The 19,195-nt window shown below is 70.3% G+C and carries 19 protein-coding genes; 13 read left to right on the top strand and 6 right to left on the bottom strand.

Going from position 1 to position 19,195, the window contains the following annotated elements; all coding sequences use genetic code 11:
• The first annotated feature begins 77 nt into the window (after positions 1-77).
• The 4 genes from tatC to ITJ60_RS09705 all read left to right on the top strand — a co-directional run bounded on the left by tatC (position 78) and on the right by ITJ60_RS09705 (position 5,371).
• On the top strand, positions 78-830 hold the full coding sequence (gene tatC / locus ITJ60_RS09720) for a twin-arginine translocase subunit TatC (RefSeq protein WP_111084003.1): 753 nt from the start codon (positions 78-80) through the stop codon (positions 828-830).
• Positions 827-3,271, top strand: a complete 2,445-nt coding sequence (locus tag ITJ60_RS09715; RefSeq protein WP_194647786.1) for a DEAD/DEAH box helicase — start codon at positions 827-829, stop codon at positions 3,269-3,271. The genes tatC and ITJ60_RS09715 overlap by 4 nt, the downstream gene beginning before the upstream one ends.
• A gap of 11 nt (positions 3,272-3,282) precedes the next feature.
• On the top strand, positions 3,283-4,875 hold the full coding sequence (lnt, locus tag ITJ60_RS09710; protein ID WP_323749142.1) for an apolipoprotein N-acyltransferase: 1,593 nt from the start codon (positions 3,283-3,285) through the stop codon (positions 4,873-4,875).
• A 145-nt stretch (positions 4,876-5,020) separates the two neighbouring features.
• Positions 5,021-5,371: an RNA polymerase-binding protein RbpA gene (locus ITJ60_RS09705; protein WP_111084006.1), complete on the top strand. Its 351-nt coding sequence runs from the start codon at positions 5,021-5,023 to the stop codon at positions 5,369-5,371.
• Positions 5,372-5,444: 73 nt separating this feature from the next.
• Here ITJ60_RS09705 and ITJ60_RS09700 read toward each other — a convergent pair whose 3' ends face one another.
• Both ITJ60_RS09700 and ITJ60_RS09695 read right to left on the bottom strand, forming a co-directional pair.
• On the bottom strand, positions 5,445-6,671 hold the full coding sequence (locus ITJ60_RS09700; protein WP_123671760.1) for an SPFH domain-containing protein: 1,227 nt from the start codon (positions 6,669-6,671) through the stop codon (positions 5,445-5,447).
• Positions 6,668-7,141, bottom strand: a complete 474-nt coding sequence (locus tag ITJ60_RS09695; RefSeq protein ID WP_235035827.1) for an NfeD family protein — start codon at positions 7,139-7,141, stop codon at positions 6,668-6,670. The genes ITJ60_RS09700 and ITJ60_RS09695 overlap by 4 nt, the downstream gene beginning before the upstream one ends.
• Positions 7,142-7,295: 154 nt before the next feature.
• On the opposite strand from ITJ60_RS09695, the gene ITJ60_RS09690 reads away from it, so the two are divergent.
• The 4 genes from ITJ60_RS09690 to ITJ60_RS09675 all read left to right on the top strand — a co-directional run bounded on the left by ITJ60_RS09690 (position 7,296) and on the right by ITJ60_RS09675 (position 11,780).
• Positions 7,296-8,057, top strand: a complete 762-nt coding sequence (locus tag ITJ60_RS09690; protein ID WP_111084008.1) for an SDR family oxidoreductase — start codon at positions 7,296-7,298, stop codon at positions 8,055-8,057.
• Positions 8,058-8,067: 10 nt separating this feature from the next.
• On the top strand, positions 8,068-8,523 hold the full coding sequence (locus ITJ60_RS09685) for an NUDIX hydrolase (RefSeq protein ID WP_123671761.1): 456 nt from the start codon (positions 8,068-8,070) through the stop codon (positions 8,521-8,523).
• Positions 8,524-8,997: 474 nt separating this feature from the next.
• Entirely contained in the window at positions 8,998-11,394 is a 2,397-nt protein-coding gene (locus ITJ60_RS09680) for an ATP-binding cassette domain-containing protein (RefSeq protein WP_194647785.1), read from the top strand.
• Positions 11,395-11,513: 119 nt separating this feature from the next.
• On the top strand, positions 11,514-11,780 hold the full coding sequence (locus ITJ60_RS09675; RefSeq protein WP_123339648.1) for a hypothetical protein: 267 nt from the start codon (positions 11,514-11,516) through the stop codon (positions 11,778-11,780).
• A 122-nt stretch (positions 11,781-11,902) separates the two neighbouring features.
• Here ITJ60_RS09675 and ITJ60_RS09670 read toward each other — a convergent pair whose 3' ends face one another.
• A complete protein-coding gene (locus tag ITJ60_RS09670; protein WP_194647784.1) occupies positions 11,903-12,802 on the bottom strand; it encodes a shikimate dehydrogenase in 900 nt (299 codons plus the stop codon).
• A gap of 94 nt (positions 12,803-12,896) precedes the next feature.
• On the opposite strand from ITJ60_RS09670, the gene ITJ60_RS09665 reads away from it, so the two are divergent.
• The 3 genes from ITJ60_RS09665 (at position 12,897) to ITJ60_RS09655 (ending at position 14,509) form a co-directional block, all read left to right on the top strand.
• On the top strand, positions 12,897-13,052 hold the full coding sequence (locus tag ITJ60_RS09665; RefSeq protein WP_185003001.1) for a hypothetical protein: 156 nt from the start codon (positions 12,897-12,899) through the stop codon (positions 13,050-13,052).
• Between the two features lie 150 nt (positions 13,053-13,202).
• Positions 13,203-13,796, top strand: coding sequence for a dihydrofolate reductase family protein (locus tag ITJ60_RS09660; protein WP_194647783.1), 594 nt, complete (start codon positions 13,203-13,205; stop codon positions 13,794-13,796).
• 521 nt (positions 13,797-14,317) lie between these two features.
• A complete protein-coding gene (locus ITJ60_RS09655) occupies positions 14,318-14,509 on the top strand; it encodes a hypothetical protein (RefSeq protein WP_194647782.1) in 192 nt (63 codons plus the stop codon).
• A gap of 7 nt (positions 14,510-14,516) precedes the next feature.
• Here ITJ60_RS09655 and ITJ60_RS09650 read toward each other — a convergent pair whose 3' ends face one another.
• Positions 14,517-15,548 (bottom strand): alcohol dehydrogenase catalytic domain-containing protein, encoded by a 1,032-nt coding sequence (locus tag ITJ60_RS09650; RefSeq protein ID WP_194647781.1) that lies wholly within the window; start codon positions 15,546-15,548, stop codon positions 14,517-14,519.
• 91 nt (positions 15,549-15,639) lie between these two features.
• Between ITJ60_RS09650 and ITJ60_RS09645 the strand changes: the two genes are divergently transcribed.
• Positions 15,640-16,089: a GNAT family N-acetyltransferase gene (locus ITJ60_RS09645; RefSeq protein WP_194647780.1), complete on the top strand. Its 450-nt coding sequence runs from the start codon at positions 15,640-15,642 to the stop codon at positions 16,087-16,089.
• Positions 16,090-16,105: 16 nt separating this feature from the next.
• Here the strand turns inward: ITJ60_RS09645 and ITJ60_RS09640 are convergent, their stop codons facing one another.
• Positions 16,106-16,786 (bottom strand): SDR family NAD(P)-dependent oxidoreductase, encoded by a 681-nt coding sequence (locus ITJ60_RS09640; protein WP_194647779.1) that lies wholly within the window; start codon positions 16,784-16,786, stop codon positions 16,106-16,108.
• Between the two features lie 102 nt (positions 16,787-16,888).
• Between ITJ60_RS09640 and ITJ60_RS09635 the strand changes: the two genes are divergently transcribed.
• Positions 16,889-17,725: a helix-turn-helix domain-containing protein gene (locus ITJ60_RS09635; RefSeq protein ID WP_194647778.1), complete on the top strand. Its 837-nt coding sequence runs from the start codon at positions 16,889-16,891 to the stop codon at positions 17,723-17,725.
• A gap of 52 nt (positions 17,726-17,777) precedes the next feature.
• On the opposite strand, the gene ITJ60_RS09630 is transcribed toward ITJ60_RS09635, so the two are convergent.
• The gene (locus ITJ60_RS09630; protein ID WP_194647777.1) at positions 17,778-19,124 is read right to left on the bottom strand and encodes a DUF1254 domain-containing protein; all 1,347 of its coding nucleotides are present in this window, start codon (positions 19,122-19,124) and stop codon (positions 17,778-17,780) included.
• Positions 19,125-19,195 lie beyond the last annotated feature (71 nt).

Here is a 19,195-nt window from a genome sequence, read left to right as displayed (position 1 = left end):
ATCGACCCATGGCTTCGACGACCGCGCGCGGGCGAGCGAGGCGGCAAGGGCGCCGTGACAACGACGCCGAAGGCCGCATGTCGCTCGGGCAGCACCTCATCGAGCTGCGCAACCGGCTGTTCCGCGCAGTGATCGCCGTGGTCATCGCCGCGGTCGGTGGATGGTTCCTGACCCCGTTCGTGCTGGACTCGCTCCGGGCACCGGTGGCCGAGCTCGCCAAGGTCGGCGGGCACACGGCCGAGCTGAACTTCCCGATGATCACGGGCGCGTTCGACCTCAAGCTGCAGATCGCGATCACGATCGGCATCGTCATCGCCAGCCCGGTCTGGCTCTACCAGATCTGGGCGTTCATCGTGCCCGCCCTGGTGCGGCGTGAGAAGCAGTACGTGTGGGGCTTCCTCGGCACCGCGATCCCGCTGTTCTTCGCCGGGTGCTACTTCGGGTGGTACATCCTGCCGCACGTGGTCGGCATCCTCGGCAGCTTCGTGTCGAGCCAGGACACCTCGATCGTCGATGCGAAGGCGTACTACGACTTCGTCATCAAGCTCATCGTCGCGGTCGGCATCGCGTTCGTGCTGCCGGTCTTCATCGTGCTGCTGAACTTCGTCGGCGTCCTGTCGGCGGCGGCGATCATCAAGTCCTGGCGCATCGCGATCCTGTGCATCCTGGTCTTCTGCGCGATCGTCACGCCGAGCGCCGACGTCATCTCGATGTTCCTGCTGGCCGTCCCGATGGTGGTGCTCTACATCGCCGCGTGCGTCGTGGCCTGGTTCCACGACCGCAGGGTGGCGAAGAAGCAGGCCAAGCTCGACGAAGAGTACGGCCTGTGACGGGCGCGGACCTCAGCGCGGCCGAGCGCTTCGCCGCCGCCAAGGTCCGGAACCGCTCCCGCAACCTGGAGCTGTTCCGCGCCGACCTGCGCTTCGACCTCGACCCGTTCCAGTTCGCCGCGTGCGACGCGCTCGACCAGGGCCGCAGCGTCCTCGTGGCCGCGCCGACCGGTGCCGGCAAGACGATCGTGGCCGAGTTCGCGATCTGGCTGGCGATGCGGCAGCCGACGGCGAAGGTGTTCTACACGACACCGATGAAGGCGCTGAGCAACCAGAAGTACGCCGAGCTGGTCGAGGTCTACGGCGAGTCCGAGGTGGGCCTGCTCACCGGTGACACGAACGTGAACCCGCGGGCGCGGGTCGTCGTGATGACGACCGAGGTCCTGCGGAACATGATCTACGCCGATTCCGACCTGCTCGACGACCTGGCCTGGGTCGTCCTCGACGAGGTCCACTACCTGGCCGACCGGTTCCGCGGCGCGGTGTGGGAAGAAGTGATCCTGCACCTGCCGACCGAGGTCCGGCTGGTCTCGCTCAGCGCGACGGTCTCCAACGCCGAGGAGTTCGGCGACTGGCTGCAGGCCGTCCGCGGGGACACCGACGTCATCGTGTCGGAAGACCGCCCGGTCCCGCTCGAGCAGCACGTCCTGGTCGGCTCGAAGATGGTCGACCTGTTCGACTCCAGCGGTGCGGCGGCGACGAACCGCGTCAACCCGGAACTGCTCCGCATGGTCGGTGGTGCCTCGCGCAGCGAACGGCACGGCGGCGGCCACCGTGGCGGACGAGGGCGTGGGGGATACCACGACCGCCGTGGGCCGCGTACCGAGAAACTGCACCGCGAACGCATCGCGCACATGCTCGACGAGCGGATGCTGCTGCCCGCGATCTTCTTCGTGTTCAGTCGCGCCGGGTGCGACCAGGGCGTCCGGAACGTCCTGCGCTCCGGCCTGTCGCTCACGACGGTCCCGGAGCGCAACGAGATCCGCGAGACCGCGGAGTACCACTGCCGCACCCTGCCGGACGAGGACCTCGCCGTCCTCGGCTACTGGGAGTTCCTCGAGGGCCTCGAGCGCGGGGTCGCCGCGCACCACGCCGGCATGCTCCCCGCGTTCAAGGAAGTGGTCGAGGACCTCTTCCAACGCAAGCTGCTCAAGGTCGTGTTCGCCACCGAGACCCTCGCGCTCGGTGTGAACATGCCCGCACGCACGGTGGTGCTCGAGAAGCTCGAGAAGTTCAACGGCGAGGCCCGTGTCCCGATCACCCCGGGGGAGTACACGCAGCTCACCGGGCGTGCCGGACGCCGTGGCATCGACGTCGAGGGGCACTCGGTCATCCAGTGGACCGACGGCCTCGACCCCCAGGCCGTCGCCTCGCTCGCCAGCCGGCGCACCTACCCGCTGAACTCGTCGTTCAAGCCGACGTACAACATGGCCGTCAACCTGATCGACCAGTTCGGGCGGCAGCGCACGCGCGAGGTCCTCGAGACCTCGTTCGCGCAGTTCCAGGCTGACCGGTCCGTGGTCGACCTGGCCCGCAAGGTCCGCTCGCAGCAGGAGTCCCTCGAGGGCTACCGCGAGGCCATGCAGTGCCACCTCGGCGACTTCACCGAGTACTCGACGCTCCGCCGCGAGCTGTCCGACCTCGAGCGCACGAACGTGCCCGGTGGGCGCGAGGCCTCGCACGGCGCACGGCAGGAGCGGCAGGCCGCGATCACGGCGGTCCGTCGCCAGATGCAGCGGCACCCCTGCCACGCCTGCCCCGACCGCGAGGCGCACGCCCGCTGGGCGGAGCGCTGGTGGAAGCTGAAGCGCGTCAACGACAAGCTGCTCCAGCAGATCCGGTCCCGCACCGGTGCCGTCGCGACCACGTTCGACCGGGTCACCGACGTGCTCCTGCAGCTCGGCTACCTCGTCGACGCCGGCAACGGCGAGGCCACCGTGGCCGCTGGTGGTCGCCGCCTGCAGCGCATCTACGGCGACCGGGACCTGCTCGTCGCCGAGTGCCTCGAGGCGGGTGTCTGGAAGGACCTCACGCCGGCGCAGCTCGCCGCGATGGCCGCCACGATCATCTACCAGCCCCGACGCGACGACGCCCCCGGCACCGAGCACGCACTGCCGCGCGGCGCGTTCCGTCCGGCCCTCGATGAGACCCTGACGATCTGGTCGCGCCTCGACGACATCGAACGTGACGCTCGTCTGGCCGGTTCGGTGCCGCCCACCCCGGCGATGGCGGTCGGCATGTTCCGCTGGGCCTCCGGCTCGGCCCTCGACGACGTCCTGCGCACCCTCGACCTGCCCGCCGGCGACTTCGTCCGCTGGTCGAAGCAGGTCATCGACCTGCTCGACCAGATCCGGAACGCCGGTGACGACGACCTCGCCCAGACCGCCCGACGTGCGACCGACGCGGTGCGCCGCGGCATCGTCGCCTACGCCGCGGTCTGACAGGAGGCACGGTGCGGGTTCCGGAGACCGGTGTGCGCGGGGTGCGCGCGCGCGTGGGCCGCGGTGCGGTCGCGGACGGCCCGTTCGCGGCGCTCCCGCTGGGCAGCGCGCTGCCGCTGGCCGTCATCGGCGGGCTGCTCTTCGCGCTCGCGTTCCCGTCGCCCGGTTGGTGGTTCCTGGCCTTCCCGGCGCTGGCCTGCATGCTCCTCGCGGCGATGGGGCAACGCGTCCGCAGGGCCGCGTGGTTGGGCTACGTGGCCGGTGCCGCGTTCTGGATCCCGGCCATCTCGTGGGCAGGTCGCTACCTGGGGCCCGTCCCGTGGTTCGCACTGGCGTTGTTGGAGGCGGCGTTCTTCGCCCTCGGCAGCGTCGCGATCGCCCTCGCGTACCGCTGGGTCGCGCGCGTGGTGCCGTCGACCGCCGGACGTGTGTGGGGCCTCCCGGCCGTGGTCGCCGCACTGTGGACCGGACGCGAGTGGTTCTCGGGGAGCTGGCCGTACGGCGGTTTCGCCTGGGGGCGCGTCGGCCTGTCGCAGTCGCAGGGGCCGTTCACCCACCTCGCCGCGTACGTCGGCGTCCTCGGGGTGACGTTCGTGGTCGTCTACTGCGTCGCGGTCGTCGTGTCACTCGCTCTCGTGTCCCCGCGGGCGCCGGGCGTGACCCTGCGACTGCCGGTCCGGGTCGCGACCGCCGGGTTGCTCGTCGCCGCCGTGCTGGCGGTGCCTGCCTGGCCGACCGCGACCTCCGGCACCGTCCGGATCGAGTCGGTGCAGGGCAACGGGCCGGCCGGGTACTTCGACCGGGCTGCGCCGGGCGAGGTCCTGGCGGCGCAGGTCGCGGCGACCGACGTCGAGGCGAAGGGTGTCGACCTCGTCGTCTGGCCCGAGGCCTCCGCCGAGTTCGACCCGCGCCAGCAGCCCGTGATCGCGTCGTCGCTCGACGCCGTCGTCGACTCGGTCGGTGCGCCGCTGGTCGCCGGAGCCATCACGCAGACCCCGTCCGGGGTGCTGCACAACACGTCGTTCGTGTGGACCGCCGACGGGTGGCAGTCGTCCTACGACAAGAAGCGCCCGGTGCCGTTCGGCGAGTACGTACCGGACCGGTGGTTCTTCTCGAAGCTCGCGCCGTCCCTGATCGGCCTGCTGCAGCGTGACTACACGCCGGGGACGAAGCCGAACGTCCTGCCGGTGGCGGGGATCGAGGCGGGCATCGCGATCTGCTTCGACATCGTCGACGACGGACTGACCCGCGACATGGTGCGCGGGGGAGCGCAGGTGATCCTCGCGCAGACGAACAACGCGGACTTCTCCGGCACCGACGAGAACCTGCAGCAGCTGGAGATCGCACGGATGCGGGCGATCGAGACCGGTCGGTCCCTCGTCAACATCTCGACCGTCGGCGCATCGCAGGTCATCGACCCGTCCGGACGCACCATCGACCGGGTCCCCGAGTACACCGCGGCCTCGATGGTGACCGACGTGCCGCTCGGCACCTCGACGACCCCGGCGTCGCTCGCATCGGGGTCGATCGCCTTGTTCCTGTCGCTCGGCGGGCTCCTCGTGCTGCTCGCCTGTGCACCGTGGGGACGCCGCAAGCGCTCCTGATCCGCCGCCGCGTCCCTGTGCGTCCGAGGCCGTGATCCTGTGCATCGGGGCCACGCACTGGGAACGGACTGTGAATGCGCCCAGTCGGGAACGACGGCGCGTGGGACAGTGTTGTGGAGGGCAGACGAGCGAGAGGAGCACACACATGGCTGATCGGAGTCTCCGCGGCATGCGGCTCGGGAGTCAGAGCCTCCAGAGCGAAGAGGGCGTCGAGCTCTCGGACCGCAAGCGCGCGGTCTACCAGACCGATTCGGGGGAGACCTTCGACATCGTCTTCTCCGCTGACGCAGACGTGCCCCAGACCTGGTCGGAGCCACGCTCCGGCCGCGAAGGACGCCTGCTCGGTGACGACGGCATCCCCGTCGAGGTCGCAGCAGAGGACGTCAAGGCTCCCCGTACCCACTGGGACATGCTGCTCGAGCGTCGCTCGCGCGAGGAACTCGAGGAGCTCCTCGAAGAGCGCTTGCAGGTCCTCCGTGCACGACGCGGTGCCTGACACCACCACCTGACGAACGACGATGCCCGCCCCGGTTCCCCGGGGCGGGCATCGTCGTTCGTGGTGGTGCGGGTCAGCGTCGGCCGGAGCCGTCGCTGGTGCGGTGCCCCGACGCTTCGTCGTTCGGGTGCTGCGCGGCGTCGGCCTGCGGCGCCGGTGCGTCGTCGACCTTCTCGGCGGTCGCGTCGTCGGCGGCCGCGAGGTGCGCGTCGACGCTCCGGTTCGACTCGGCCAGTCGTGCGTCGAGGTCGGACTCGGGGACGATGTCCGCGGCGGTGGCATCCGCACGCGGCATGGTCGTGTCGGCCGAACCGGCGGCCGCGGTGTTCGCCAGGCTCTCGTTCGCGAGCTTGGAGATGCGGGAGAGGAAGTCCCCGCCCGAGCCGGCGCCGGCGACCGGGCCGCTTCCACTCCGTCCGCCGGAGAAGCCCTTCGCGATGCCGGACAGTGCCTCGGTGAACTCACTCGGGATCATCCAGAGCTTGTTCGCGGTGCCCTCGGCGATCTTCGGGAGCATCTGCAGGTACTGGTACGAGAGCAGCTTGTCGTCGGGGTCACCGGTGTGGATGGCCTCGAAGACCGTGGCGATGGCAGAGGCTTCACCCTCGGCGCGGAGCACCTGGGCCTTGGCGTCACCCTCGGCCGCGAGGATGGCGGCCTGCCGCTGCCCCTCGGCCTCGAGGATCTGGGACTGCTTGGTGCCCTCGGCCTGCAGGATCGCGGCACGACGGCTCCGCTCGGCACGCAGCTGCTGCTCCATGGCGTCCTGGATGGACACGGGCGGCTCGATCGCCTTGAGCTCGACACGGCCGACGCGGATGCCCCACTTGCCGGTCGCTTCGTCGAGCACGACGCGGAGCTGACCGTTGATGTTGTCGCGGCTGGTCAGGGCCTCTTCGAGGTTGAGGCCACCGACGACGTTGCGGAGCGTGGTGGTGGTGAGCTGCTCGACGGCGCCGAGGTAGTTCGCGATCTCGTACGTCGCCGCGCGGGCGTCGGTGACCTGGAAGTACACGACGGTGTCGATGGAGACCACGAGGTTGTCCTCGGTGATCACCGGCTGCGGCGGGAACGACACGACCTGCTCACGCATGTCGAGCAGGGGCCGCAGGCGGTCGATGAACGGCACGAGCAGGTTCAGGCCCGGCGAGAGCGTCTTGTGGTACTTGCCGAGGCGTTCCACGATGCCCGCGGTGGCCTGCGGGACGATGCGGATCGCCTTGGCCAGGACGACGATCACGAAGATGACGACGACGAGGATCAGGACGAGCAGTGCGATCGTCCCGGGTGTGATGGTCACGAGGTGGCCCTTTCTGCGAGGCGCACGACCGCGGTCGACCCCTCGATCGACTCGACGACCACGGGGGTGCCGAGTGGCGGTGTGCGGTCGATGGCGCCCACGGCGAACCGTGCGCTCCAGGTCTCACCGTTGGCCAGGCGGACCTGACCGGGAGCAGATGATGTGAACGCGACGGCGACGGTACCGGGGAGCCCGATGAGCCCCTCGATGTTCGTGCGGTGCGGGTCGGCGCCTCGGCCGAGCATGAGCAGCAGGCGCGGTCGCACGAGCGACAGCAGCACGAGCGCGAGCACGGCGGAGATGATGGCGGACAGCCACCACGGGGCGCCGAGCAGGGCGGCGATCAACCCACCGGCGGCTCCGGCCGCGAGCATGATGAAGATGAAGTCGAGGGTGAAGATCTCGACCACTCCCAGCAGCAACACCAGTCCGATCCAGACGATGGTCTGGATCCAATCGATTCCGTTCACGCGATCTCCCTCCCTCGGTCGCGCGCCGTGGCTCGCAGCGTCGCGACGGCCGGTACAACTCCGTTCAACATATCAGGAGGGTCGGTCGGCCGTGCAGGCGATTGGTAGGCTCGGTGCGGCCGACCGGCCGGAACCCGACCTGGAGAACACGACTGTGAGCAACCCCCTCGCCCCCGGATCCCTCACCGACACGCGCGCCGTCGTCACCGGCTCGTCGCGCGGCATCGGCGCCGACACCGTCGGGTACCTGGCCGAGGCCGGCGCCAAGGTCGTCGTGAACTACCGCAACAAGGCCAAGCGCGCCGAGCAGATCGCCGAGAAGGTCGTCGCGGCCGGTGGCTCCGCCCTGGCGATCGGCGCCGACCTGACCGACCACGAATCGGTGCAGGCGCTCGTCGACACCGTCGTGCAGGAGTGGGGCGGGATCGACCTGCTCGTGCTGAACGCCTCGGGCGGCATGGAGTCCGGCCTCGGCGAGGACTACGCGCTCCGCCTGAACCGCGACGCGCAGGTCGACATGCTCCAGACCGCCGTGCCGCACATGCCCGCCGGGTCGCGCGTCGTGTTCGTCACGAGCCACCAGGCCCACTTCGTCGAGACCGCCGAGACGATGGACGAGTACGTGCCCGTCGCCAAGAGCAAGCGCGCCGGCGAACTCGCCCTGCGCGAGCTCATCCCGCAGCTCGAGGCCGCCGGCATCGAGTTCGTCGTCGTCTCCGGCGACATGATCGAGGGCACGATCACCGCGACCCTGCTGAACCGCCTGAACCCCGGCGCGATCGAGGGCCGCCGGCAAGAAGTCGGCAAGCTCTACAGCGTGTCGGAGTTCGCCGCCGAGATCGCCCTCGCTGCGATCGAGCCGATCCCCGCCGACCACACCAAGCTCGTCGGCGACGTCAGCGGCTTCGTCGGCTAGCGTCGGGCGGGTGACTGCCAAGCCCGGCCTGCGCCGAACCTCCCGCATCATCCTGCTCGACCCCGAGGGTCGCGTGTTCCTGATGGACACGAACTCGCCGTCGTCGGACGGTGCCCACCGGTGGATCACACCGGGTGGCGGGGTCGACCCCGGCGAGGACCACCGCGACGCGGCGATCCGCGAGCTGCGCGAGGAGACCGGCATCGTCATCGACGACCCGGGCGAGCCCGTGTGGTCCTGGGACTTCACCGTCGAGTGGGACCTCGCCGACCACGACCGCGGCCACAGCGAGTTCTACGTCGTGCGTACCCCGGGTTTCGAGTTGTCGGACGCCGAGTGGACGGACGACGAGCGGGTCGACATCCTCGCGTCGCGCTGGTGGACCGCCGACGAGCTCGACGCCACCGATGAACCGTTCGAACCGGCGGAGCTGCCGGAGCTGGTGCGTCGGTTCGCTGCCGCCTGACCCGGCCGTCGTCTGAACCCGGCCGTCGTCTGAACCCGGCCGTCGTCTGAACCCGGCCGTCGTCTGACCCGCCGTCGTCTGCACGGTGCCGGGTCCGTCGGTCGGTGCGGGGTTGGTGGCGTGGTGCGCGCTTGTGGCGCTGCACGATGCGTGGAAGCGCGCACGGGGCGAGAAGGTGCGCATGGTGCTGACGGGAGGCGCGGGGCGGGCGTGGCCCGTGCCTCCTGGCCGGTGGTGGGTTGCGTCCAACGCACGGTGCGGGGTCCGTCGGTCGGTGCGGGGTTGGTGGCGTGGTGCGCGCTCGTGGCGCTGCACGGTGCGTGGAACCGCGCACGGGGTGAGAAGGTGCGCACGGTGCTGACGGGAGGCGCGGGGCGGGCGTGGCCCGTGCCTCCTGTCCGGTGGTGGGTCGCGTCCAACGCACGGTGCGGGATTGCGTTGTCGGTGTCGGTACCCGTCGGTACGCTGATCGACATGCACACCAGTTCCGGTGACGACGCCGCCGCCCCGAGCCGGAGCGTGCACGCCGCTGACGGCCACGATCGGATCCGCGTGCGCGGTGCCCGCGCCAACAACCTGCAGGGGATCGACGTCGACCTGCCGAAGCGTCGACTCACGGTGTTCACCGGTGTGTCCGGGTCCGGCAAGAGCTCGCTCGTGTTCGGCACCGTCGCCGCCGAGTCGCAGCGGATGATCAACGAGACGTACAGCGCCTTCGTGCAGGGCTTCATGCCGTCGCTCGCACGGCCCGACGTCGACCTGCTCGACGGCCTGACCACCGCGATCGTCGTCGACCAGGAGCGCATCGGCGCCGACCCACGGTCGACCGTCGGCACCGCCACCGATGCGAACGCGATGCTGCGCGTGCTCTTCAGCCGTCTGGGCGACCCACACGTCGGTGGTCCGAACGCGTTCTCGTTCAACCTGGCCACGGTCACCGCCGGGGGAGCGATCACGGTGCAGAAGGGCAAGGACGCCAAGGCCGAGAAGGTCTCGTTCACCCGGCTCGGGGGCATGTGCGCCGACTGCGAAGGGCGCGGGCTCGTCAACGACATCGACCTGACGCAGCTGTTCGACGACTCGAAGGCGCTCGGCGACGGGGCGATCACGATCCCCGGCTACGGCACCGACGGGTGGAACGTCCGGATGTACGCGGAGTCCGGGTACTTCGACAAGGACACCCCGATCCGCGACTTCACCGAGCAGGAGCGCGCCGACTTCCTCTACCGCGAGCCCACGAAGCAGAAGATCGCCGGCATCAACATGACGTACGAGGGGCTCGTCCCCCGGGTGCGCCGTTCGATGCTGCAGAAGGACCGCGAGGCGATGCAGCCGCACATCCGCGCCTTCGTCGACCGTGCGGTGACCTTCACGACGTGCCCGGCGTGCGGCGGCACCCGGCTGAACGACATCGCCCGCTCGTCGAAGATCAGCGGGAAGAGCATCGCCGACGTCTGTTCGATGCAGATCACCGACGTCGTGCCGTGGCTGCGGGCCATCGACGACCCCGGCGTCGCGCCGCTGCTCGACGGCCTCCGCGACCTGCTCGAGTCGTTCGTCGAGATCGGTCTCGGCTACCTCTCGCTTGACCGCCCGACCGGCACGCTGTCCGGGGGAGAGGGGCAGCGGGTCAAGATGGTGAAGCACCTCGGGTCGTCCCTCAGCGACGTCACGTACGTCTTCGACGAGCCGAGCACCGGGTTGCACCCGCACGACATCGAGCGGATGAACGGCCTGCTGTTGCGGCTGCGCGACAAGGGGAACACCGTGCTCGTGGTCGAGCACAAGCCCGAGGTGATCGCGATCGCCGACCACGTCGTCGACCTCGGTCCGGGCGCCGGCTCCGGCGGCGGGACGCTCTGCTACCAGGGTCCGGTGCAGGGGCTGCGGGGGAGCGGGACCATCACCGGTCAGCACCTGGACGATCGCGTCTCGGTGAAGACCGCCGTCCGCCGTTCCGACGGGGCGATCGCGATCCGCGGTGCGTCGGCACACAACCTGCACGACGTCGACGTGGACGTCCCCACCGGGGTGCTCACCGTCGTGACGGGGGTCGCCGGATCCGGCAAGAGCACGCTGATCCACGGGTCGCTCGCGCATCGCGAGGGTGTCGTGGCCATCGACCAGAGCGGGATCCGCGGCTCGCGACGCAGCAACCCGGCGACGTACACCGGGCTGCTCGAACCCATCCGCAAGGCGTTCGCGAAGGCCAACGGCGTGAAGCCCGCGCTGTTCAGCGCGAACTCCGAGGGCGCGTGCCCCGCGTGCAACGGCGCCGGTGTCGTCTACACCGACCTCGGGATGATGGCGGGCATCGCCACCCCGTGCGTGGAGTGCGACGGCAAGCGGTTCGACCAGTCGGTGCTCGGCTACCAGCTCGGTGGCAAGGACATCAGCCAGGTCCTGGGCATGTCCGTCGCCGAGGCCGTGGCGTTCTTCGCCGACGGCCCGGCCGCGCTGCCTGCTGCGCACACGATCCTGGCACGCCTGGCCGACGTCGGACTCGGGTACCTGACGATCGGGCAGCCGCTCACGACGCTGTCCGGCGGAGAGCGGCAGCGGCTCAAGCTCGCGACGCACCTCGGTGAGCGTGGCGGCATCGTCGTGCTCGACGAACCGACCACCGGACTGCACCTGGCGGACGTCGCCCAGTTGCTCGGGCTGCTCGACCGTTTGGTGGACTCGGGCAAGACCGTCGTGGTGATCGAGCACCACCAGGCCGTGATGGCGCACGCCGACTGGATCATCGACCTCGGGCCCGGCGCGGGTCACGACGGCGGACGGATCGTGTTCGAGGGCACGCCCGCCGACCTCGTCGCCGCCCGCTCGACCCTGACCGGCCAGCACCTGGCGGCCTACGTCGGCGTCTGAAACAGGGGACAGGTTCGTGCACGGAACCTGAACGTTGCCGGTGCGATTCGGATAGCGTTTGATCGACGCTCACGATCGGCTACCCGGCCTGGATCGGCGTCCTGATCGAAGGAGCTCTCATGTCCAACCCCGGCAACGCGCCCGCTCAGTCCAACACCTTCGGTGTCGTCTCCCTGGTGCTCGGCATCGTCGGCGTCGTCGGCGGCATCTTCGTCGCCCTGATCGGCATCATCGCCGGCATCATCGGGCTCGTGCTCGGCATCCTGGCGCGCAAGCGTGGGGGCAGCCGCGGCACCGTCCTCGCCGGCATCATCCTGTCGGCCGTCGCGATCGTCATCGGCATCGTCGGTTACATCCTGACGGCGGTCATCCTCACCCAGTCGTGATGGAGGCTCGTCCGAGGGCGCACTCGTGACGTCCACCTTGTGACGTCCACCTTGTGACGTCCGCGGGCGTGCATCGTGAGCAGAAGAGGTCGAGTCCGGCATCCGGACTCGACCGCTTCTGCTCACCCGATGGCTTCGCGTCCGGTTCGGTCACCGGCGGTTCGCCCCTCGGCGAGGAGCCCGGTGAAGGCAGCGCGCACACGGTCGAGGTCGGGCTCGAGCCCGGTGATGTGTCGGAGGCTCGCGACCGCCTGCCCGACGGCCATCCAGCCACCGTCGACCACCCGGCATCCGGCCGCACGTGCCGATCGGACGAGCGGCGTCTCGAGCGGGAAGTAGACCGCGTCGGAGACCCAGGCGCCTCGGGGGAGCAGCGCAGGGTCGAAGGCCTGTCGCGGGTCGTCGTTCATGCCGAGCGGTGTCGCGTTGACGGCCCCGTCCACCGCCGCGAGTACCTGGCTGGCGTCGGCCATCGCCAGGGCGCGGACGTCGACGGGGGAGTCGGTCGGTCGCTCGATCGTCGCGACGAGCGCCTCCGCGCGGCCGACGTCCGCATCGACGACGTCGACCCGACGGACGCCGAGCCCGACGAGCGCGTGGGCGATCGCCGAGCCGGCACCACCGGCACCGAACTGCACGACGTGCTGACCGGTGACCGAGCCGAGGCTGCGTTCCACGGCGATCCGGAAGCCGGTCTCGTCGGTGTTGAACCCGATGCGGCAGCCGTCGCGGAACAGCACGAGGTTGACCGCACCCATCCGCGCAGCGCGGGGATCGAGCGCATCGAGCAGCGGGACGACGGCCTGCTTGCAGGGGTGCGTGACGTTGACCGCGCAGTACCCCTCGGCCTCGGCGGTGGCGAGCAGTTCCGGAAGGTCCGCCGCAGTGCTGCCGAGTACGTCGAGGTCGAGCAGGCGGTACTCGTAGTCGAGTCCGAGCAGCCGGCCCTCTGCTTCGTGCATCAGGGGAGTCAGCGACCGGTGCAGTCCAGCGCCGATCAGCCCGACGAGCGTGTGCGGCATCGTTCCTCCTGTGGCGTCGACCGGCCGTCCGACACTAACGCGCTGTGGATGGAGCCCGACGCGTCCTCAGCACGTTCGGCGTACCGTCCGGCGCATGAGCTACAGCCAGCCAGACCCAGCCGAAGAGACCACGCAGAGCGAGACGCCGGAGCAGCCGGACACCGACCAGGAGAACCTGGAAGAACAGGGCGGTGAGCCGGCGGCGCTCGAGATCGACGCCGACGACGTCCCGACGAAGCCTGCCGACTGACACGGTCGCCCGACGTGTGCTTCGTGAGCAGGAAAGGTCGAGTCCGCGCGTGGGACTCGACCTTTTCTGCTCACCAAGCGCCTGGTGCCGCCGACAGGTATGCGCCGATAATGCATATTATGTCAACTCAGACCCGGACAGGGGCTCCCCGTGCGTGAACTCGTCCTGAAGATGTCGATGTCGTTGGACGGCTTCGTGGCCGCTCCCCGATCCGAGTCGGACTGGATGTTCCGCGGCGGGAGTCCGGACTCGATGGCCTGGGTGCTCGACGTCGTCGCAGGTGCGGGTGTGCACGCCTTCGGCCGCAAGACATTCGAGCGCATCTCAGGTTTCTGGCCGACGGCGCCCGGGCCGATCGCCGAACCGATGAACCGGATCCCCAAGGTCGTCTTCACCACGCAGCGCGACTTCGATCCGCGAACCGTGGCAGCCCCCGACCCCGACTCCCCCGCAGCGGCGACCTGGACGGGTGCGCGGGTCGCAGCCGGACCACTCGAAGCCGAGGTGACAGCGCTCAAGCAGGAGTCGGGCGGGTACGTCCTCGCGCAGGGCGGGACGGAGTTCGGCCGCAGCCTCGTCCGGGCCGGTCTGGTCGACGAGTACCGGCTGGCGGTCCTGCCCGTCGCGCTGGGTACGGGTGCCGGGATCTTCTCGGGCCTGCAGGAAGAACTGGACCTGCAGCTCGTCAGTTCGACGGTCTTCGAGGGCGGCGCGAAGGCGGACGTGTACCGACCGAAACGCTAGCGTTCGGTGCATGAGCGCGTACGACGAGCAGATCGGTCGCAACCTCAAGCGCCTGCGTCAGGAGGCAACGGACTCGGACGAAGCCGACCTGGCACTCCGGATGCGGCTGCGCGGGTGGGATTGGGACGAGTCCGTGGTCCGCGACGTGGAGTCCGGTGGGCGTCCGCTGCTCCGAGCGGAGGCCGAGGACGTGACGAACGCCATCGGGTTCACCGAGGCGTTCATCACGATGCGCACCGACGCCGAATCGGTGGCCGAACTCGCCGACTTCCACGGCAGCCAGGCGGATCGCGAACTTCGACAGGCTGCGGTGTGGTGGTGGGAGGTCGACGCCCGGTACCGGCGAGCGGACTCCCCGACGCCGATCTCGATCGAGTCGGTCGTCGCGGACGGCCGACGCGTGTTCGCTGCGCCGCAGACCACGATCGGCGAGCCGGCGGACGGCGACCGGTCGATGCTGTTGTCCACCTGGGAGGACCTGCCCGAGCGGCCGCGGCATCCGCTCGACCAAGGGGAAGTCGGTGTTCCGTGGGCCCCCCGACCGCGTCCTGCTGCAGCTCGACCACGACCTGCGCGAGGTCTCCGACGCGCTCCGGTACGCGACGTTCCGATGGCTGTGCGCAGACCGCGCGCGCACCGAGCACTGGCCGGACGATCCGCGCGTCAGCATCGAGGAGATCGTCGAGGCAGCACGAGCCGACGTCTCCGACTGAGCCCGTCTCAGCGCACCGCTACGGTCATCCCCGCGGACGTCGCTGGGCGGTCCATCGCCACCAGTGCACCGGGCAGCTCCTCGAACCCGATCGTCCGGCCGATCGAGTCGTCCGGACGCAGTCGCCCGGTGACGACGTCGGCGAGCATCGCCGCGTACTCCCCCACGGAGATCCCGTGGCTGCCGAGCAGTTCGAGCCCATCAGCGATGACGCGGCCCATCGGGATCACCGGCTCGGCCTCGTCGTCGAGCAACAGGCCCACCTGCACGTGACGTCCCCGAGGGCGCAGGGAAGCGACCGCGGCGACGGAGGTCGCTCGGCTGCCGAAGGCGTCGATCGAGACGTGCGCGCCGCCGTCGGTGCGAGCGCGGACCGCCGCGACTGCCGCTCCGTCCATCGGCACCGTGACGGCGCCGAGTGCCGCAGCACGTTCGAGCGCCGCCGGCGAGACGTCCACCGCGACCACCTGTGCGCCCGCCGCGACCGCGACGATGATCGTCGACAGGCCGACGCCGCCGCAGCCGAACACGACCACCCACTCCCCTGCTGCGACCCGACCTCGGGCGTGCAGGGCGTGGTACGCCGTCCCGAACCGGCACCCGAGCGCCGCGGCTTCGGCGAAGCCCACGGCGTCCGGCAGCGCGACCACGTTGACGTCGGCGTGCGGGATGACGACCGACTCGGCGTGGGAACCGGGCAGCGTGAACCCGGGTTGCTGCTGGCGCGTGCACACCTGGGTGGCGCCGTCGACGCACTCCGGGCACGTCCCGCAGGCGAACACGAAGGGTGCGGTCACCCGGTCACCGACCGAGACCCGGGTCACCGAGTCTCCGACGGACGTGACGACACCGGCGAACTCGTGCCCGGGGACGTGCGGCAGCGCGACGGAGTCGTCGTGTCCCTTCCAGGCGTGCCAGTCACTGCGGCACACCCCGGTCGCCGCGACCCGGACGACGACACCGTGGTCCGGTGCCACCGGATCAGGGAGGTCGACGATCGACGGGGCGGATCCGAACTGGTCGTACTGGACTGCGCGCATCCCGCCATCGTCCCAGACGGTGGTGCCGAGTTGTCCACAGGCGACGGATTGGCCGTTGCCCGCCGATGGCGACCGCCGGTTCACTGGTCCCATGGACGAACCGACCGCTCTGCACTTCTCCGCCGACCCCGCCGACCTCGACGTCGACCGCGTGCACCGCTGGCTCAGCGAGGAGTCGTACTGGGCACGGGGTCGCAGTCGTGCCACCCAGGACGCGATCATCGCCGGGTCCCGCAACTTCGGCGTCTACGACACGGCGACAGGTGCGCAGCTCGGGTACGCCCGGGTGATCACCGACGGGGTGACGTTCGGCTGGCTGGCCGACGTCTTCGTCGATCCGGACGCTCGTGGCCGTGGTGTCGGCGTCGCCCTCGTGCAGGGCGTGACCGAGGCGATCGAGCCACTCGGGTTGAAGCGGTTCGCCCTGTTCACCGCGGATGCGCACGGACTGTACGAGCGGTTCGGGTTCCGTCCGCTCCCCGACCCGGAAGGCTGGATGATGCGCCCCGGGCCGGGGTTCGGCGCCGACGTGCACGACTGAACCGGACGCCGTGACCTCAGTACTCGATGCGGCCGTCCCGGTTGTGGAACTCTCCCGTGGGCCCGTCCGGCCCGACGGTGGCGAGCGCGACGGTCGCGTCCGTGCCCTCGGTGATCGTCTGGTGCCCGCCGAACCCGTTGAACTCGGTGGCGGTGTACCCGGGGTCGCTGACGTTGACGCGGAACCCCGGCAGGTTCTTCGCGTACTGCACGGTCAACGCGATCACCGCGGCCTTCGACGCTGCGTAGGGCACCGCCGGCACCGCGTACTCGTCGTGGCCCGGGGTCGTCAACCACCGGGCGAACCCGACGCCCGAGGCGACGTTCACGATGACGGGGTGGTCGGACGCCCGCAGGAGCGGGAGCGCCGCCTGCGTGACCCGGACGATGCCGGTGACGTTGGTGTCGAGCACGGCGGACATGGACGCGGCGTCGAGGTCGTCGACGCCGAACGACGTCCCGAGGATGCCGGCGTTGTTCACGAGCACGTCGAGGACGGGGATGGTCGCGATCGCGGCGTCGATGCTGTCCTGGTCGGTCACGTCGAGCTGGACCACCTCGGCGCCGAGGGCGCGTGCTTCGTCGCCCGTGGACGGATCGCGCATGCCGGCGTACACGGTGTGGCCCGCGTCGACCAGGCGGCGGACGGTCTCGAGCCCCAGGCTGCGGTTGGCTCCGGTGATGAGTGTCGTTGTCATGCCCCCACTCTCCGCCCGAGCGGCTGACTCCCCCAGGCACCGTGCGACGGTGGGACCAGCAGTACCAGGACGGACAGGAGGCGCGGGGCCAGGATGGTGGGCATGAGCGAGTTCGCGAGTGTGTTGCGTTCCTGGCGTGACCGCGTCCGTCCCGAAGAGGTCGGCCTGCCGGCCGGGCCCGGCCGACGCACGCCGGGTCTCCGACGCGAGGAACTCGCCGCGCTCGCCGGGGTGAGCGTCGACTACGTCGTCCGCCTCGAGCAGGGCCGCGCGCTGAACCCCTCACCGCAGCTCCTCGGCGCCCTCGCCACGGCGCTCCGGCTCACCGCGGCCGAGCGCGACCACCTGTGCCGGGTCGCGGGCGTCGCTCCCCCGTCGCTCCAGGTCGTCCCGCGGCACATCACCCCCGGGGTGCAGCGGCTCGTCGACCGCCTCGGCGACGTCCCGATCGCGGTGTTCACGGCGACGCACGACATCGTGCTGTGGAACGACCTGTGGGCTGCGTTGAACGGTGACCCGTCCCGGGCGGTCGGGATCGAGCGCAACCTCGTCTGGCGGCACTTCATGCACGCCCACGACGGCGTCGAGTGGGACGACGAACACCAGGAGGAGTTCTCGAGCGACCTCGCAGCGGACCTCCGGCAGGCATCCGGCCGCTACCCCGCCGACCGCGACCTGTCCGAGCTCGTCGCGCGGCTGCGGCGGGACTCGCCCGAGTTCGAACGCCGCTGGGACACCGGTCGCATCGCCGAGCACCGGGCGAGCCGCAAGCAGGTGCGCACGCCCGTCGGACCCATCGAGATCGACTGCGACGTGCTGACGGTGCCGGGCGGCGACCTGCGGATCGTCGTCTACACCGCGGTCCCCGGTACCGAGGACGCCGCGAAGCTCGACCTGCTGCGCGTCACCGGTCTGCAGCAGTTCACGACGGCGCCGTGACCGCGATGAGCGAGCACGACCGCTGACGTCCGGACGGCGGCTGGTCCCCTGGCTAGTGGTCCGAACGAACGACTGCCGGAGCGGTCCACGCTCGGCTCAGGACGGCGTCGTCCGGTTCGTACATCCGGAGGATCGGGCGGAAGTCCCCGGCGGGGCTCGGGAGCCAGTTGGCGTCCGGGTCCGCTGGCCGCTCGTGGCTGATCGTGATCGTGAGTGCGCCGTCCGGGTCGCGGACGATGCCGGGTGTCCGGTCGCCGACCGAGTAGCGGTCGATGGGGTTCGCGACGAGGTAGAAGTCGGGCATGGAGTACATGGTCAGCGACCAGAACCCGCCGACGGGAGGGGTCGGATCGAGACGGAGCGTGTAGGTCCGGGACCCCGTCAGCTGCTCACCCTGGTCGTCGACGTACGTCATGATGTACGCCGCCTCGTACGCGTGGTTGCCCCACAGACCACCGAGTGCCGCTGCGGCGCGTTCGACGATGCGGAGTTCCGGATCGGTGATCGTGAATCGGTCGTCGTCGAGCGCACCCACCTCGAAGAAGTCGAGGTTGTAGTCGAAGGCGTGCAGGGTGAGCTTCCAGCCGTTCACCTGCGGGCTCGCACCCGAGGTGAGCGCGTGCTCGAGCGCCGCTCGTCCGGCGTCGAGACCGGCGGCGAGCGTCTCGTGCGCGGTGGTGGACAGGTCGCGGTACGGGCTGGTCGGCGCGGTGGTGCCGGCGGGCGCCAGCGACCGCTGCAGTTCGCGGTCGCGTGCCGCGGGCGGGAACTGCTGGGACCAGACGCGGAACTGCTCGAGGAAGACCAGGTCCTCGGGAACGGCTGGGTCCGGTTCGGCGAGGCCGATCGGACGGGCAGCGGCGTCCAGCGGCGTCAGCGTCGTCGCGTCCTGGAGCGCGTGCACGGCGGGTAGGTCGTCGTCGCTGCTCACCGCCCAGCGGCCGACGATGGACGCCACCGTCGTCGGGAAGTGGATGACGGTCGTGCCCGACGGTGCGGAGTCGTCCCACGTCGGTGGCACGAGGAGGAACTCCGCGGCCTGGGTGCCGGTCGCACGGTGGCCGACGTAGGCGAAGTTGTCCGTCCACGCGGACACGAACTGCAGCACGTAGTACCGCCCGGCCGTGTCGGGCACGCGCAACCGGACCGGTCCGACACTGAGGTCGATCTGGGCCATCGAGTACAACGTGTCGTTGTTGATGGTGACGAACGTGTCGTCCGGCCCGGCGAGGGTACGGGCGTGTCCGAAGGAGTTCCACGGTGCCGCAGGAACCGCACCGACACCGGTCTCGACGTACCGCGCGACCTGCGCGAGGTTGAACACCAGCGGGAAGCCGTACAGGTACGCCTTCGTCAGGAGTGCTCGGTCGGCATCGCTGCTCACTGCTGTGTCGGTCATGCAGCGATCTCACCGCGGACCGCCGCCAGTGGCTTCACCCCGAACGGGTGAGCAGGCCGCGATGCGACTTC

The organism is Curtobacterium sp. VKM Ac-2884, assembly GCF_015350945.1.
Taxonomy (GTDB): domain Bacteria; phylum Actinomycetota; class Actinomycetes; order Actinomycetales; family Microbacteriaceae; genus Curtobacterium.
This window is presented reverse-complemented; position numbering and strand designations above follow the sequence as displayed.